The sequence below is a fragment of the Vibrio sp. G-C-1 genome, assembly GCF_021728015.1.
Classification (GTDB): domain Bacteria; phylum Pseudomonadota; class Gammaproteobacteria; order Enterobacterales; family Vibrionaceae; genus Vibrio; species Vibrio splendidus.
In genome coordinates this window covers 208,697-222,263 of record NZ_JAKKCR010000010.1, presented here as the reverse complement: position 1 = coordinate 222,263, position 13,567 = coordinate 208,697, and the positions used below count along the sequence as shown (strand labels likewise).

Sequence of the window (13,567 nt, the reverse complement as noted above, 5' to 3'; positions counted from 1 at the left end):
CGTTTTTAAAGTCTTTTAAGCCTTCTTGTATCACAGTTCCAAACTGCCGAATTCGTTTTTAAGTTAAATTGATTTTTTGTCAACGCTCTCTCTATTGTTAAGTCAACATGTGCGGAATAAGTTACAAAGCATTAATGAAATGAGTTTTAGACTGACAGCTGTGTTCGGCTGGTTTTGGCTTTGTCGGGCATTAGGGGAAGAGAATGGAAGTTATTGTAATTGGCAGCGGTGTTATTGGATTGACCAGTGCTTGGTACCTGGCGAAAGAAGGTCACTCGGTCACGGTTATTGATCGTCAAGATAGCAGTGGCAAAGAAACCAGCTTTGCGAATGCAGGACAAATTTCTTATGGCTATTCTTCACCATGGGCTGCGCCTGGTATCCCTTTGAAAGCGATGAAATGGTTAACCCAAGAACATGCCCCTCTCAAAGTAAAGCCTTCGCTTTCTCCTGAGTTAGTTTCTTGGGCGACGAAGATGCTCGCCAACTGCAACGAAGCTAGATATGCACAGAACAAATCGCGGATGTTGAGAGTCGCAAACTACAGCCGAGATTGTCTGACTGAGCTAAGAACCTGTGAGCAATTGGCTTATGAAGGTAGGCAGAAAGGGACGCTACAAGTGTTTCGAAGCGAGAAGCAATTGGATTTCATTCAGCAAGACATGAAGTTGCTACAAGAGAGCGGGATAGAGCACTCGTTGTTTGACGTTGAGCAATGCCTATCTATTGAACCAGGTTTAGCGGACGTGAAAGATAAGCTGGTGGGTGGCCTGTATTTACCACATGATGAAACTGGTGATTGCCATCAATTCTGTTTAACCTTGACTGAGAAAGCCAAGCAACTCGGTGTTCAGTTCGTGTTTGATACCGAAGTGGTCAAGCTCAATCATCAGAATCAAACCATTGAGAGTATTATAACGACTCAAGGCGAGTTCAAAGCGGATGCTTACGTGGTTGCTTCAGGAAGCTATTCTCGAGAATTGTTGAAGCAAGTTGACCTGTCTATTCCTGTTTATCCAGTGAAAGGGTATTCGCTAACACTACCGATCGTGAATGCAGATAAGTCACCAACCTCTACTGTTATGGATGAAACCTACAAGGTGGCGATGACGCGTTTTGATGACCGAATTCGTATTGCGGGTACGGCAGAGCTCGCTGGTTTTGATTACCTAATCCCAGAAAAACGCAAAGCCACGATTGATATGGTTGTCAAAGATCTTTTCCCACAAGCGGGTGACTTTTCTAAGGCTGAATACTGGACTGGGCTAAGACCAATGACGCCAGATGGCACGCCTATTATCGGCAAGACTCCGATTAAGAACTTATTTACCAATACGGGCCATGGAACATTGGGTTGGACGATGGCGTGTGGTTCAGGGAAGATCTTGGCAAGTGTAGTCAGTGGTTCTTCAAGTGATATCAAAACAGATGACTTGAGTATTCATCGTTATTTGTAACAACATGATGTAATGATGGTGAAAGTAACCCCATTCTAAGTTTTAGAATGGGGTTACTTTTTCTGGGTGGGTGTCGAAAGTTATCTGGTGGTGGTTTCTAGCACATGGGTAAATCTATCCCAGGATTTTTGGTCTGCTTCTTGTTGATAGTTGTTTGAGCCGAATACGGTAAAGGCATGTGGCGCACCACTGTAGGTGATCATTTCATGCGGAACCTTGGTTGTTTCAAGTTGAGCGGCAAGGCTGCCAAAATCTTCCATTGTAATCATCGAATCTGCTGTGCCATGGAACACGACAACCGGAGCTTTTGTCTCAGAGTAGTCTTGTCCTTTAGGTGTCGATAAACCGCCATGGAAGGTGACATAAGCTTTCGATGGGATGCCCGCACGAGCGGCTTCTAAAACGGCTGCGCCACCAAAACAGTAACCCATCATCACGTTGTTATCTAAGTTACCACCAAGCCTTTTCGCTTCCATCGCTCCCGCATTAAGTAGTGCACGCATTTTTTCTCTGTCTTTATACAACTCGCCTGTGTGTTGCTTTTTATCTTTTACTTGTGTTGGACGAATGCCTTTACCAAACAGGTCGATGGCGAATACGTTGTAACCGAGTTCGTTGAGCATCTCAGAACGTTTCTTTTCGTAATCAGTTAAGCCATCCCAATCGTGAATTAGCAGCACCAAAGGCGCTTGGTCACTGGCCTCACTCCAATAACCTTCGTAATCCATACCATCGACTTGGTAAGTGATGTTTTCTCCTGAAATCGCAGAGAAGGGCAGTAAAACTGAAAACAAGCCTAGCGTGGTGAGTGTTCGCATGCGTTATTCCTTTCGATGACAATTGACGTTCCAATCGAAAGTATAGATAACGCGATGATTCTCGCCATATTTCTGTCTCTAACTTGAAATGTATGGCAGGGATAGCCGGTGGCTATTGCTGATGAATAGCCATCGAGAGGGAGTGCGATGGTTGTTTTGTGATGTTTTCAGCTTACCAAAACTTGAATAGCTAAACTGGGGAATAAAGGAAAACAACTACCAAGATGCGTTGGTTTTGCTAATGCTCATCTCTGGATACTTACGCTGATAGCGTGGCAACATCGATTCATTGCCTAAGATGCCGCCTTGATGGATATAGATGATGGTTTTGGTTGGGTTATCTGCTTGCCATTGTTCTAAACATTGCCACATTAATGGGTCATACAGCAGGTCAAACTCAATGTCGGTTTGTTCTTGTAGATCTAACCAAGTTTGATAATCCTGCTGATACAACTTACCAAAGTGGTGTTTGGTTTTGAGCGGTAAGATCTGCGGGTGATTGGTTTCACCTAGCTCATTAAATTGCTGCGTTAAATAGTCGCTGCCACCAACACAAGCACAGGTTAAAACCGGGATGTTGTGCAGTTTTAAATGTTTATGAAGATACAGCGCTGTGCTACCAGTACCAGCGGGCAGTGCAACCACAAATTCGTGTTTGTTTTCGAAGCGAGTCCAACTGAGTATCTCCATCGCCAGTTGCTTCACGCCGTATTCAGAAAGCTGAGAACGTCCACCTTCAGGTAACACAATACAATCGGAACCTGGTTGCTTTATTTGCTCAATATACTCCTGCGGATGAAGCTCAGAGCCAGTCTCTTTGACTGAAATAACCTTAGCGCCCAAGTCTACAGCGCCACGGTAATTGCCGATTGGACGTTCTTGTAGCCATTGAGGAAGGTGGTCAACGTAAAACTCAAGCGTCCAGCCTTTAATTTTTGCAAGTGCAGCGAGTGAGAATAGAGAGTTAGCTTGCGCAGAACCGTAGCTGATTAAGGTTGTCGTATTCGGGTGTTCGTCTTCGAGTAGCTTCATGAACTTTCGTGCTTTATTGCCGCAAAAGTGAGAGTGGAGTTGATCGTCACGCTTTAAGAAAAAGGTGTGGTCGTTGTATTGATGTTGAGTTACAGGGCTATTATTTAGTTTCATCGCGCTTAGACAAAATGCTGACTAAGAAGCCAGCATTTTTAGTTCAAATAGGACTAACAAGTATCTAGTAGCCTGCAAGTGCTGTAAACCAACTAAATCAAGTTTTCGTCGGATATTGAGTACAGCTCTAAGAGTTTATTTGGTGCTGATCTAGTTTATGTTTTTGTAGATGTTTGTTTAGATGAGGTTGAATCTGTCTGAAAGGCGATTCTGGCAGTGCACCCTCCAGAGTTGCGATTGACCAACTCAAAGCCCCAATGGAAGCGTTGGCACAAGTCGTCGACAATCAATAAACCTAATCCATGACCATTCGGATTGTATTGTTCCTGAAGGCCTTCACCTTGGTCTTCAATCACAATACTCTGTTCGGACAGGGTAACCGTGACAGTGCCACTATTGGTCGCTGCAATGGCATTCCTCAATAAGTTGCCGACCAACATATTCATGATCGCGCTGGTGGCTTGAATGGTCGGCTCTGATTGAATGTGTAGGGATATCTCGACTAGCTTTTCATCCGCCTGTAATGAATTCTTGGAAACGATAGCTTCTAACTCTTGCTGACTAAACAAGCGCAGCGGTGCATCGTCACTGTTTCTTTCATAACGAACTAAACCGAGCAGGGCATCGACCATTTCTGACATCTGGATAATGGCTTCATCAATGCGCTCAACCTGACGAGATTGAAATTCCGTTGTTTCGCTTCTTAATAGCAATTTATTCGCACCACGAGCGACCGTTAGTGGGGTTCTTAACTCATGACTTGAATAACGAGCAAATGCCTGTTCACGTTTGATCAAGGAATTGATTTCTCTACGGTATTGATTGAGTTGGTCTGTTAACTGACGAAACTCAACAGCTGCACCTTCACTGACATCAAACTCCTCACCTAGGTCGAGTTTGTTCGAGTTGAGTTGCTCAGATAGGGAATTGAAAGGCTCAATCAGTCGTTTGGAAAGGCGAGAGAGTAAGGTGCCAAAGCTAAATATCAAAATGGATAACAGCACCAACACGAACGAGATGGCGTATACCAATTCATAGGTATCAAATTCGACGCGATCTATCTCAGACATAAGGATGATCGGGTAAGTTTTACCTTCATGAGAGTATTCTCCCACATAGATCATTCGTGATTCCGGCTCGTCGCCGACTTCACCAAGGAAGTTATCCTTACCTTCTATATAAGGTGTGTACTCTTTTGGTACAAATGAGAGGTCATTGTACGCCATGGTGAGACCGTCAATACGTATTGCGCCGCTCTCGCCAGCTTGAAAGAGTTCGACAGCATAGTTTCGGTCAATCAGGATGCGTCTTTCTCCAACCCGGTCTTCTGACATATACAACCCGGCAACAAAAACGACATAGACGAATGCAGACACAATCACGGCCATCAACCCAAAGAAAAGCGCTAGGCGCCCTGTGAGGGTTTTGGTGCTTGTCAGAACATTTGAAATCAATTCGATGGCTCCAGACGGAATCCAACTTTAGGAACGGTAATCAGCATTGGGGTGTCAAAAGGCTTGTCGAGTTGATTACGCAGTTGATAGATATGGCTACGTAACACATCGTTGTTGGGTTCGTCTTCTTGCCATAGCTTGTAGGAAATATCTTCACGAGTCACTACTTCAGGTGCTTTTTGGCACAGCATCTCAAGGATGGTGTAAGTCGTTGGGTTAAGCGCGAGCAGTTTGTCTTTACGGTAGGCTTTACGGGTTTTTTGATCAATGGTGAGTTCATCAAACTGAAGCTTAGAAGAAGCCACTTTTCCTCGGTAACGACGAACAAGCGCTTTCATTCTGGCTTCCAAAATATCCAAATCAAAAGGTTTAGTTAGATAGTCATCGGCACCATGCTCAAACCCTTTTAACATATCATCGCGGCTATCTAACGCAGTCAACATCAAAATAGGTGTCGCGTTGCCTTGGTCTCGCAGTTTATTACAAACCGTGAGGCCGTCCATTCTTGGCAACATCAGATCCAATATGATGATATCAAATGAGTTTTCCAACGCGAGTTGCAGGCCGAGTTCGCCGTTGTCCGCATAATCGAGTTCCATGCCAATACACTCAAAATAATCAAACAAGACACCTGCGATTTCACGGTTATCTTCGACTAATAGAACTCGTTTCATTTTGATTCTCATACAGAAATAGACGGTAACATTATCCTGAGTGAGCGTGAAAAATATGTCAATAACATAACTTTCACTTATGGGAGGGTAGATTGGATTCAGATTAAAAAATAGAAGAACGTATTATGTCTGAACTTCATATAAGCCGCCCCAAGATATCTACATCGCAGATCAACCCTGCGGTTTCTCTGTCTATCATTGTGCCTTTTTACGATGAACAAGAGGTGTTGGAAGAGTTCCACTCTCGCCTTACCAAGGTGCTTGATAGCTTACCCATCAAGAGTGAAATCGTTTATGTCGATGACGGTAGCAAAGACAGCAGCTTGGAGTTGGTGAGTTCATTCACTTCAATCAATAGCTCAATTTCTGTTATCGGTTTAAGCCGTAATTTTGGCAAAGAATCAGCGATGAGCGCAGGCCTTGAGCACTGTCGTGGACAAGCGGTGATTTTGCTAGACGCTGACTTACAAGATCCACCTGAGTTGATTCCGCAAATGATTGCCAAGTGGCGCGAAGGTTATGACGTCGTCAATATGCAGCGTAGCCAGCGCGACGGTGAAACATGGTTTAAGAAGTTTTCAGCAGCGAGCTTTTACAAAGTAATGAACGTGGCGGCGAAGATTGATGTTCCTGAGAATGTGGGTGATTTCCGACTGTTAAGCCGAGAAGTTGTCGACCATATCAATCAGCTTTCAGAACGTAACCGCTACATGAAAGGCATTTTTTCTTGGCCGGGTTTCCGACAAGCGACGCTCCAATTTAAGCGTGATGCTCGCTTCTGTGGTGAGACCAAGTGGAACTACCTCAAATTAATCGGTTTGGCGATGGATGGGATTACCTCGTTCTCTATCCGACCTCTGCGTATTGCGACGGCCGTTGGTGGTTTAGTGGCGCTTACTGCTTTTGTGTATGGCGTCTTCATCGTATTCAAAACCACTATGTTTGGCGAGCCTATCACGGGCTATCCGTCAATGATGGTCGTGCAACTTGCCCTTGGCGGTATTCAACTCCTGAGTATTGGTTTAATGGGTGAGTACATAGGTCGTATTTTTATCGAAACCAAGAATCGCCCTCTGTATCTGATTCAGTCGGTGGTCGATACACCTGCATTAAAAACACATTTCAAATTAGAGGAGTCAGCATGAGCCTGAACCGAACGCACCTATGGTATTTGTTAGCTTTTGCATTGGTTCTAAGACTCCTATCTTTGGCGACTTATCCGTTAATGGATACTACGGAGGCGCGCTACGGAGAAATGGCTCGCTTGATGGTGGAAACCGGCAATTGGTTAACACCTCAGTTTGATTACGGCATTCCTTTTTGGGGCAAGCCACCGTTGTTCACATGGATGAGTGCTGCTGGTATTGAGCTGTTTGGTTTGAGTGAGTTTGCTGTTCGTGCACCTCACTGGTTAGCGGGAGTAGCGACAATTTTGTTAACCGCTTACATGGCGAAGCGAACTGGGCAAAGTGCGTTGGTTGCCGCGGTAGTGTTGGCGACATGCGGTATTTTCTCTATTGCCGCGGGCGCTGTGATGACAGACATAGCATTAACCTTAGCGATGACCATTGCCATGTTAGGCTTCTACTTGTGTTGGCTAGGAGGAGAAGGTTGGAAAGGTGAAGGCAGTGCGAAGACTAATCGATCTTGGGGCTATGTCGGTTTCATTGGTTTAGCACTAGGCCTGCTTGCAAAAGGGCCAGTAGCGATTGTGATCATGGGTATCGCAGTTTTCCCTTGGTTAGTATTACAACATGGCTTCTTTGGTGCTTTCAAAGTGCTTTGGCAACGCTTTCCATTGTTGTCTGGCTTGGGTGTGATGCTAGCGATTGCTTTGCCTTGGTACATCATGGCTGAAATGGCAACACCGGGCTTCATTGATTACTTTATTGTTGGCGAACACTTTAAGCGCTTTGTTGTGAGTGGCTGGGAGGGCGATTTATACGGTTCTGCCCATGACCAAGCAAGAGGCATGATCTGGCTGTTTTGGCTTCAAGCGGCTGCGCCGTGGTCGATTGTATTACCTATATTGGCATTTGCTCGACGTAAGAAAATTGCAGAAATTAATATTGAAAATCGCGGCTTGTTTTCATTTCTTGTCTGTTGGTTGATTTCACCTCTGATTCTTTTCACTATGGCGGGCAATATTCTCCCAGCTTACGTCCTACCAGGTATTCCAGCCCTTGGCTTGTTGATTGCTATACTCGTAGTGGAAAAAGATAAGAAGTGGTTCTCGAGCGTGGCTTTGGTTCTACCTGTGTTGCTAATGATCGCGATGGTCTACCTGAATCTCGGAAAGGCGAACGAGAAAAGTGACCGTATTATTTTCGAACAGATTACGGATTCTGCGCCAAGCTTTTACGTGGGTAAACGACCATTCTCTGGGCAATTTTACAGTCATGGTCAAGCGAAAAGACTTCTCGATATCGAGCAGATAGATGGCATTGATAAGTTCTATCTGATTGGTAAAAGATCTGAAGTGGAAACCAAGATTAAAGAGAACGCATTAACGTGTATTCTAGAGCCAACGGTGAAAATAAAGCGTGCTTTATTCAGCTGTCATAGCTCAAGCATCAAGCCAAATCTATCGTTGAGTCATATTCAAAGTGGCAGCGATGTTCAGCGTTAACTCGGGGTTACGAATGTTCAACAACAAGCTTCAAACGCACAGTCAGAGGTTACAGTCCCACCACAAGGTGGTTCGATTTGCTGTGGTTGGTGTTGGTGGGTTTGCTGTTGATTGCTTAGTGTTTGCGTTACTGCATTATGTCGTTGGGCTGCCTTTGATGAGTGCAAGGATAGGATCTTTCATTGCAGCCGCAACGACAACGTGGTTTGGTAATCGAGTGCTAACTTTTGACTTCAAAGGGCAGGGTAGTTGGTCAGAGAAGTTGATTCAGTGGCAAAAGTTCATGTTTTCCGCATCGATATCGGCGATACCTAACTTGCTGTGCTTTAAGTTGATGACGGAATTGCTGCCTGCATTTACTGGGGCTGTATTTATCGCAATGGCCGTTGGTATCTTGGTGGGCATGGTCACTAACTATTTGTTTAGTCAGTATTGGGTCTTCACCCGTTAAGCTCTCTTGTAATCAATTAGCCAATTAAAAATATTGGTAACAGACACAAAAAAGCGCAGCTAAATAGCTGCGCTTTGTATTTTTACGATAGTGAAGTAAATCGGCTCGCGATATTAACGCTGTGTTGCGCGCTGGCGATTCTTTCCGTTACTTGCTGGTTTACCACCTTGACCATTGCCCGCTTTGTTGCGGTTTGGCTTGCCATTTCCGCCGGCATTGCCTTGCGATTGCTGACTAGCAGGGGCTTTTTTGATGAAGCCAGTCGCTGGTTTATTACCATTACCGTTCTGCTTCCCGTTGCCCTGATTGCCGTTGCTTTGGCTACCTGTTGGCTTCTTACCACCCGGTTTAGGCTTATTGCCACCAGGCTTAGAATGGTTACGTGGGCTTTCGCCGCCAAGACCCGGTTGAGCTTTACTGTGCTTAGTTGCAAAACGTTGCGAGCCGTGACGACCAGACTTACGACGCTGTGCTGGTGTTTGAGCCTCAAAATCTTCTTCTGGCACTAAGCAGTTCGCTTTGTCACCAATTAGGTGCTTTTTGCCCATGCTGATCAGTGCTTCACGGATGATCTTCCAGTTCTCAGGATCGTGGTAACGAAGCAGTGCTTTATGCAGACGACGTTGACGATCACCTTTCGGTACAGGAACATCTTCACGTTTTTTGTATTTCACGCGTTTCAGAGGGTTGGTCTCTGAGTAGTACATCGACGTCGCATTACACATTGGCGATGGGTAGAAGTTCTGTACTTGGTCACACTCGTAGTTGTGCTTTTTCAGCCACAACGCAAGGTTAAGCATGTCTTCATCTTCCGTGCCCGGGTGAGCAGAGATGAAGTAAGGAATTAGATACTGTTTCTTGCCCGCTTCAGCGCTGTACTTCTCGAACATCTCTTTGAAACGATCGTAAGTGCCCATGCCCGGTTTCATCATCAGATCCAGAGGGCCTTTTTCAGTGTGCTCTGGAGCAATCTTCAAGTAACCACCAACGTGGTGAGTCACAAGCTCACGTACGTATTCTGGAGACTCAATCGCAAGGTCATAACGAACGCCTGATGCGATCATTACTTTCTTGATGCCCGGAACCTTTCTCGCTGAGCGGTAAAGATCAATGGTGTGCTGGTGGTCTGTGTTCAGTTTTTCACAGATTTTAGGGAACACACATGATGGGCGACGACAGTTAATTTCAGCTTTAGGATCAGAACAACCTAGACGATACATGTTCGCCGTTGGGCCACCCAAGTCAGATATGGTACCGGTAAAGCCAGGTACTTTATCTTTAATGTCTTCGATTTCATCCAAGATCGATTCTTTCGAACGGTTCTGAATGATACGACCTTCGTGCTCTGTGATTGAACAGAAAGAACAACCACCAAAACAACCACGCATGATGTTAACCGAAGTTTTAATCATGTCGTATGCAGGGATCTTTGCTTTGCCATACATAGGGTGCGGAACACGCTTGTAAGCAAGGCCAAACACGTAATCCATCTCTTCAGTTGCAAGAGGAATTGGCGCTTGGTTTACCCATAGTTCGCGGTCACCGTGACGTTGAATAAGAGCACGACCTGAATACGGGTTGGTCTCTAGGTGCAGAATACGGCTAGCGTGAGCGTAAAGAATACGGTCGTTATTGAGCTTTTCGAAACCAGGGATACGAACCGCGGTTGTTTTTGCATCGTGACGAGAAGGACGAATAGTAATTGGCTGCGCCTTTACTTCTTCTTTTTCATCTTTCTTGGTATCACACTGCGTTTCTACTTCGTACGGGTTAACCGGAACGTAGGCTTTGTTCGGTTTTTCGATACGAGAAGAATCAATAATTTTGTAACCTTCAGGCGCTGCAGGCAAGTTGATAGCAGTACCGCGAATATTTGTCAGCGTTGACATATCTTCGCCGTCGGCAATTCGGTGTGCGACTTCAACCAGTGCACGCTCAGCGTTACCGAAAAGAAGAATGTCTGCTTTTGCATCAAACAATACAGAGCGACGAACTTTATCAGACCAGTAGTCGTAGTGCGCAACGCGACGTAAGCTCGCTTCAATACCACCAAGAACGATTGGTGTGCCTTTGTAAGCTTCACGACAACGTTGAGAATAAATCAGAGTTGCACGGTCAGGACGCTTACCACCTTCATTGTTTGGTGTGTAGGCATCGTCGTGACGAAGTTTGCGATCAGAGGTGTAGCGGTTGATCATGGAATCCATGTTACCCGCAGTGATGCCGAAGAATAGGTTAGGTCTACCCAGTTCCATGAAGGCATCTTTACTGTCCCACTTTGGTTGAGCAATGATGCCCACGCGGAAACCTTGAGCTTCAAGTAAACGGCCAATGATAGCCATACCAAAGCTCGGGTGATCGACATAAGCATCACCAGTTACAATAATAATGTCACAGCTATCCCATCCAAGAGCATCCATCTCCTTTCTACTGGTAGGCAAAAAGGGTGCTGTTCCGTAGCACTCGGCCCAGTATTTTTTGTGTTCGTGAATAGGAGTGATATCGCTGTACATATTTCAACCTCTGATTTTTGAGGCGGGAATTATAGCGGCATGAGCCTAGACTAGCCAGTAGAACATGCCCCTGTTAGTTCTGATGTCTTTCGCCATTTTGCAGATAATGCTGACAAAAGAACCATACAACAGCATAGTTGAAGCCTTGAATAACGTCGCTAATTTGTGATTTTGATTAGTGTTCGCAGCAGTTTTTGATATTATTCGCGAAAATAAGTCTGAATAAGTAGATCCACAATGGTCGAATCATTATTAGTACAATTTGCTCCCATGCTATTAGGAGCCCAACTGATCTTAACTTTAATCTTAGTGAAGGGTGATATTTGCCCTGGTCAACGTGGCCGTATTCACAAGATGTTACCTGCGATTGGCGTGCTTTGGCTTGCTGTTGCTTCATTAAGAATTGAAGCGTTTCTTGTCGTGTTCGCGATCTTTTATTTCTATTCTCAAGTTCAAACTAAGAAGACACGTGATTCTGGTCCTATTTGGGTGATGTACCTTGCGTGTGGTTTGGCGCTTTCATACGTTGCTATTCAAGCGACTGAGCAAGCAACCACCGTCGGTATTATTACTACTTTACTGCTAGTGGCACTGTTGGGGTCTGCGTTTGGTCATTTACTGCTGACGATTGCGAGAACACGCTTACAAGCATTTCACCGTGTGCTGCCTGTTGTGGGCGTATTAACCGGCATGCTGGTGGTTTTGGCGACGGTCGTAAATGTTTATTCTCTGTCTGAAGCTCAATTAGAGCCAATGATTTCAACCCTACTGTTTAGCTTTGCTTTGCTAATCTCAGCTATCGTAGTGTGGTGTTGGCATCTATTGTTCGTTAAAACCCCTGAAAAGCTACAGCTGACTATTTCATTGTTGATGTTATTGGTGGCGGCCGTTGGTTTAACGCCAGTTTGGGCGATGTAGGCGGTTACTGATCTCACACGCCTTTCGGTGTTGAATCGAAAAAGTGTGATCTGTTTTTTAGCGTGGTGTTGGTTAGCGTTCTAAACTTAAATCTAGTCGGTGTGTTCGTTAGGAGTACGGGATGGATTTAAGCAACGTCAAAGGTTTCGATAGCATTATTTTGCTGGGAATCGTGAATGAAAAACTTCGCTTAGAATGCGATAGCTTTGAAGAGCTGATCAGTATGTATGAAATGGATATAGAAAGTGTTGTAGGTAAGCTTGATATGCTTGGCTATCAATACGATCCATTAACTAACCAGTTTAAGTCTTATCCAAGATAAGCAACAAACTGGCGCATGTTCTATTGATTGATAGTGAGCCAGTTATCGAGAATGAACTAGCTATCGATTGTGAGCCAGTTATCGTGAATGAACAAGTACCGCCATCGTCGGTACTAAAGCTAAAAGAAGAAAGTCACAGATAATCTGTGACTTTTTTGTTTTTGGCGCATGCCTATCAGGTTCAACGCAGGCATAAACTAACCCAACAACGCGTCTCTTAAACGACTTCAATGCCATCTAGGTGACTCTTACTTTGCTGTCTTGCCGTGCTAAAGAAAGCTTGCAGATAACGTTTGTCTTTCTCGGAGTTTCTTACCGCCGCAAATAGTCGTCTTGAAAGTCCTTTGCCCAGTGGTTTACTGGCGATTAATCCTTGTCTTGAAAACTCGCTGATCGCCCAGTTAGGTAAGGCTGCAACCCCTAAGCCAGCTGATACCATTTGCACCAACATTAATGTGTTGTCTGCTTGTTTCCATTTCTTCGGCTCTACGCCTGCCGGTTGCAAAAAGTGTTTCACAACATCAAGACGCTGTTTTTGAACCGGATAAGAGAGCATCGTGATATCACTAAGATCTTGCGGCTCAATACTCGACTTTTCGGCCAAAGGAGAGTTGATCGCGGTGATAAGACGCATCTCAAAATCGAAAAGCGGTTCGTAGTGAACTTCAGAACGGGGCTGTATATCGGAGGTGATCACCAAATCTAACTCACCTGCCATCAATGCCGGTAGAGGCTCAAACCCGAACCCTGACGAGAAATCTAGCGTCACGCTTGGCCAAGCAACTTGGTACTCTTTCAAAGCGGGCATTAGCCATTGGAAGCATGAGTGACATTCGATCGCCATGTGCAACCGACCATTCACATCCTCTTTCAGGCTCGCCAACTCATTCTCTGCTTTAGCAATCTTTGGTTGTATCTCATCCGCGAGCTTAAGCAAGATTTCACCTTCAGAGGTGAATTTCACTGGCCTAGTTTTACGCAGGAAAAGCTGACCGCCAATACGCGCTTCAAGGTCTTTCAATTGATGAGAAAGCGCCGACTGAGTCAGGTGAAGAGAGGTCGCAGTGGCTGTTAACGATCCGCTGTCTCTCAAGGTGGTCAATGTTCGAAGGTGTTTAAGCTCTATCATGAGTATTCCTCATATTCCCTAAGCCAATTCAATATTTCTTAATAATCACCCTACGG

At 45.0% G+C, this 13,567-nt stretch carries 12 protein-coding genes; 6 read left to right on the top strand and 6 right to left on the bottom strand.

Going from position 1 to position 13,567, the window contains the following annotated elements; translation table 11 throughout:
• Positions 1 to 203: 203 nt before the first annotated feature.
• Positions 204 to 1,457, top strand: a complete 1,254-nt coding sequence (locus L3V36_RS16040) for a D-amino acid dehydrogenase (protein ID WP_208775660.1) — start codon at positions 204 to 206, stop codon at positions 1,455 to 1,457.
• Positions 1,458 to 1,537: 80 nt separating this feature from the next.
• Here L3V36_RS16040 and L3V36_RS16035 read toward each other — a convergent pair whose 3' ends face one another.
• The 4 genes from L3V36_RS16035 to L3V36_RS16020 form a co-directional block, all read right to left on the bottom strand.
• Entirely contained in the window at positions 1,538 to 2,275 is a 738-nt protein-coding gene (locus L3V36_RS16035) for a dienelactone hydrolase family protein (protein ID WP_054541905.1), read from the bottom strand.
• Between the two features lie 216 nt (positions 2,276 to 2,491).
• The gene (locus L3V36_RS16030) at positions 2,492 to 3,421 is read right to left on the bottom strand and encodes a pyridoxal-phosphate dependent enzyme (RefSeq protein ID WP_208775661.1); all 930 of its coding nucleotides are present in this window, start codon (positions 3,419 to 3,421) and stop codon (positions 2,492 to 2,494) included.
• Positions 3,422 to 3,576: 155 nt separating this feature from the next.
• Positions 3,577 to 4,875 carry a HAMP domain-containing sensor histidine kinase gene (locus L3V36_RS16025; RefSeq protein WP_065605473.1) on the bottom strand — a complete coding sequence of 433 codons (1,299 nt, stop codon included), beginning with the start codon at positions 4,873 to 4,875 and terminating at the stop codon, positions 3,577 to 3,579.
• Positions 4,872 to 5,549: a response regulator transcription factor gene (locus tag L3V36_RS16020; protein WP_029224595.1), complete on the bottom strand. Its 678-nt coding sequence runs from the start codon at positions 5,547 to 5,549 to the stop codon at positions 4,872 to 4,874. Before L3V36_RS16020 ends, L3V36_RS16025 begins: the two co-directional genes overlap by 4 nt.
• 125 nt (positions 5,550 to 5,674) lie before the next feature.
• Here L3V36_RS16020 and L3V36_RS16015 point away from each other — a divergent pair, with 125 nt between their 5' ends.
• Genes L3V36_RS16015 through L3V36_RS16005 form a run of 3 tightly spaced genes read left to right on the top strand, consistent with a single transcriptional unit; the run spans position 5,675 to position 8,629 of the window.
• Positions 5,675 to 6,694 (top strand): glycosyltransferase family 2 protein, encoded by a 1,020-nt coding sequence (locus L3V36_RS16015; protein WP_208775662.1) that lies wholly within the window; start codon positions 5,675 to 5,677, stop codon positions 6,692 to 6,694.
• On the top strand, positions 6,691 to 8,178 hold the full coding sequence (locus tag L3V36_RS16010; protein WP_065681553.1) for a glycosyltransferase family 39 protein: 1,488 nt from the start codon (positions 6,691 to 6,693) through the stop codon (positions 8,176 to 8,178). The genes L3V36_RS16015 and L3V36_RS16010 overlap by 4 nt, the downstream gene beginning before the upstream one ends.
• A complete protein-coding gene (locus tag L3V36_RS16005) occupies positions 8,165 to 8,629 on the top strand; it encodes a GtrA family protein (RefSeq protein WP_102538186.1) in 465 nt (154 codons plus the stop codon). The genes L3V36_RS16010 and L3V36_RS16005 overlap by 14 nt, the downstream gene beginning before the upstream one ends.
• Positions 8,630 to 8,742: 113 nt before the next feature.
• Here the strand turns inward: L3V36_RS16005 and L3V36_RS16000 are convergent, their stop codons facing one another.
• Entirely contained in the window at positions 8,743 to 11,142 is a 2,400-nt protein-coding gene (locus L3V36_RS16000; RefSeq protein ID WP_102447668.1) for a YgiQ family radical SAM protein, read from the bottom strand.
• A 237-nt stretch (positions 11,143 to 11,379) separates the two neighbouring features.
• On the opposite strand from L3V36_RS16000, the gene L3V36_RS15995 reads away from it, so the two are divergent.
• Both L3V36_RS15995 and L3V36_RS15990 read left to right on the top strand, forming a co-directional pair.
• Positions 11,380 to 12,060, top strand: coding sequence for a hypothetical protein (locus L3V36_RS15995; RefSeq protein WP_017080955.1), 681 nt, complete (start codon positions 11,380 to 11,382; stop codon positions 12,058 to 12,060).
• 121 nt (positions 12,061 to 12,181) lie between these two features.
• Entirely contained in the window at positions 12,182 to 12,382 is a 201-nt protein-coding gene (locus L3V36_RS15990; protein WP_004736508.1) for a DUF4250 domain-containing protein, read from the top strand.
• Between the two features lie 217 nt (positions 12,383 to 12,599).
• Here the strand turns inward: L3V36_RS15990 and L3V36_RS15985 are convergent, their stop codons facing one another.
• Entirely contained in the window at positions 12,600 to 13,511 is a 912-nt protein-coding gene (locus tag L3V36_RS15985; RefSeq protein WP_102497985.1) for a LysR substrate-binding domain-containing protein, read from the bottom strand.
• Between the last annotated feature and the right edge of the window lie 56 nt (positions 13,512 to 13,567).

Bases quoted from the DNA above. Each gene is read 5' to 3' on its own strand.
- L3V36_RS16040 (WP_208775660.1), top strand. From the start codon at position 204: ATGGAAGTTATTGTAATTGGCAGCGGTGTTATTGGATTGACCAGTGCT.
- L3V36_RS16035 (WP_054541905.1), bottom strand. From the start codon at position 2,275: ATGCGAACACTCACCACGCTAGGCTTGTTTTCAGTTTTACTGCCCTTC.
- L3V36_RS16030 (WP_208775661.1), bottom strand. From the start codon at position 3,421: ATGAAACTAAATAATAGCCCTGTAACTCAACATCAATACAACGACCAC.
- L3V36_RS16020 (WP_029224595.1), bottom strand. From the start codon at position 5,549: ATGAAACGAGTTCTATTAGTCGAAGATAACCGTGAAATCGCAGGTGTC.
- L3V36_RS16015 (WP_208775662.1), top strand. From the start codon at position 5,675: ATGTCTGAACTTCATATAAGCCGCCCCAAGATATCTACATCGCAGATC.
- L3V36_RS16010 (WP_065681553.1), top strand. From the start codon at position 6,691: ATGAGCCTGAACCGAACGCACCTATGGTATTTGTTAGCTTTTGCATTG.
- L3V36_RS16005 (WP_102538186.1), top strand. From the start codon at position 8,165: ATGTTCAGCGTTAACTCGGGGTTACGAATGTTCAACAACAAGCTTCAA.
- L3V36_RS16000 (WP_102447668.1), bottom strand. From the start codon at position 11,142: ATGTACAGCGATATCACTCCTATTCACGAACACAAAAAATACTGGGCC.
- L3V36_RS15995 (WP_017080955.1), top strand. From the start codon at position 11,380: ATGGTCGAATCATTATTAGTACAATTTGCTCCCATGCTATTAGGAGCC.
- L3V36_RS15990 (WP_004736508.1), top strand. From the start codon at position 12,182: ATGGATTTAAGCAACGTCAAAGGTTTCGATAGCATTATTTTGCTGGGA.
- L3V36_RS15985 (WP_102497985.1), bottom strand. From the start codon at position 13,511: ATGATAGAGCTTAAACACCTTCGAACATTGACCACCTTGAGAGACAGC.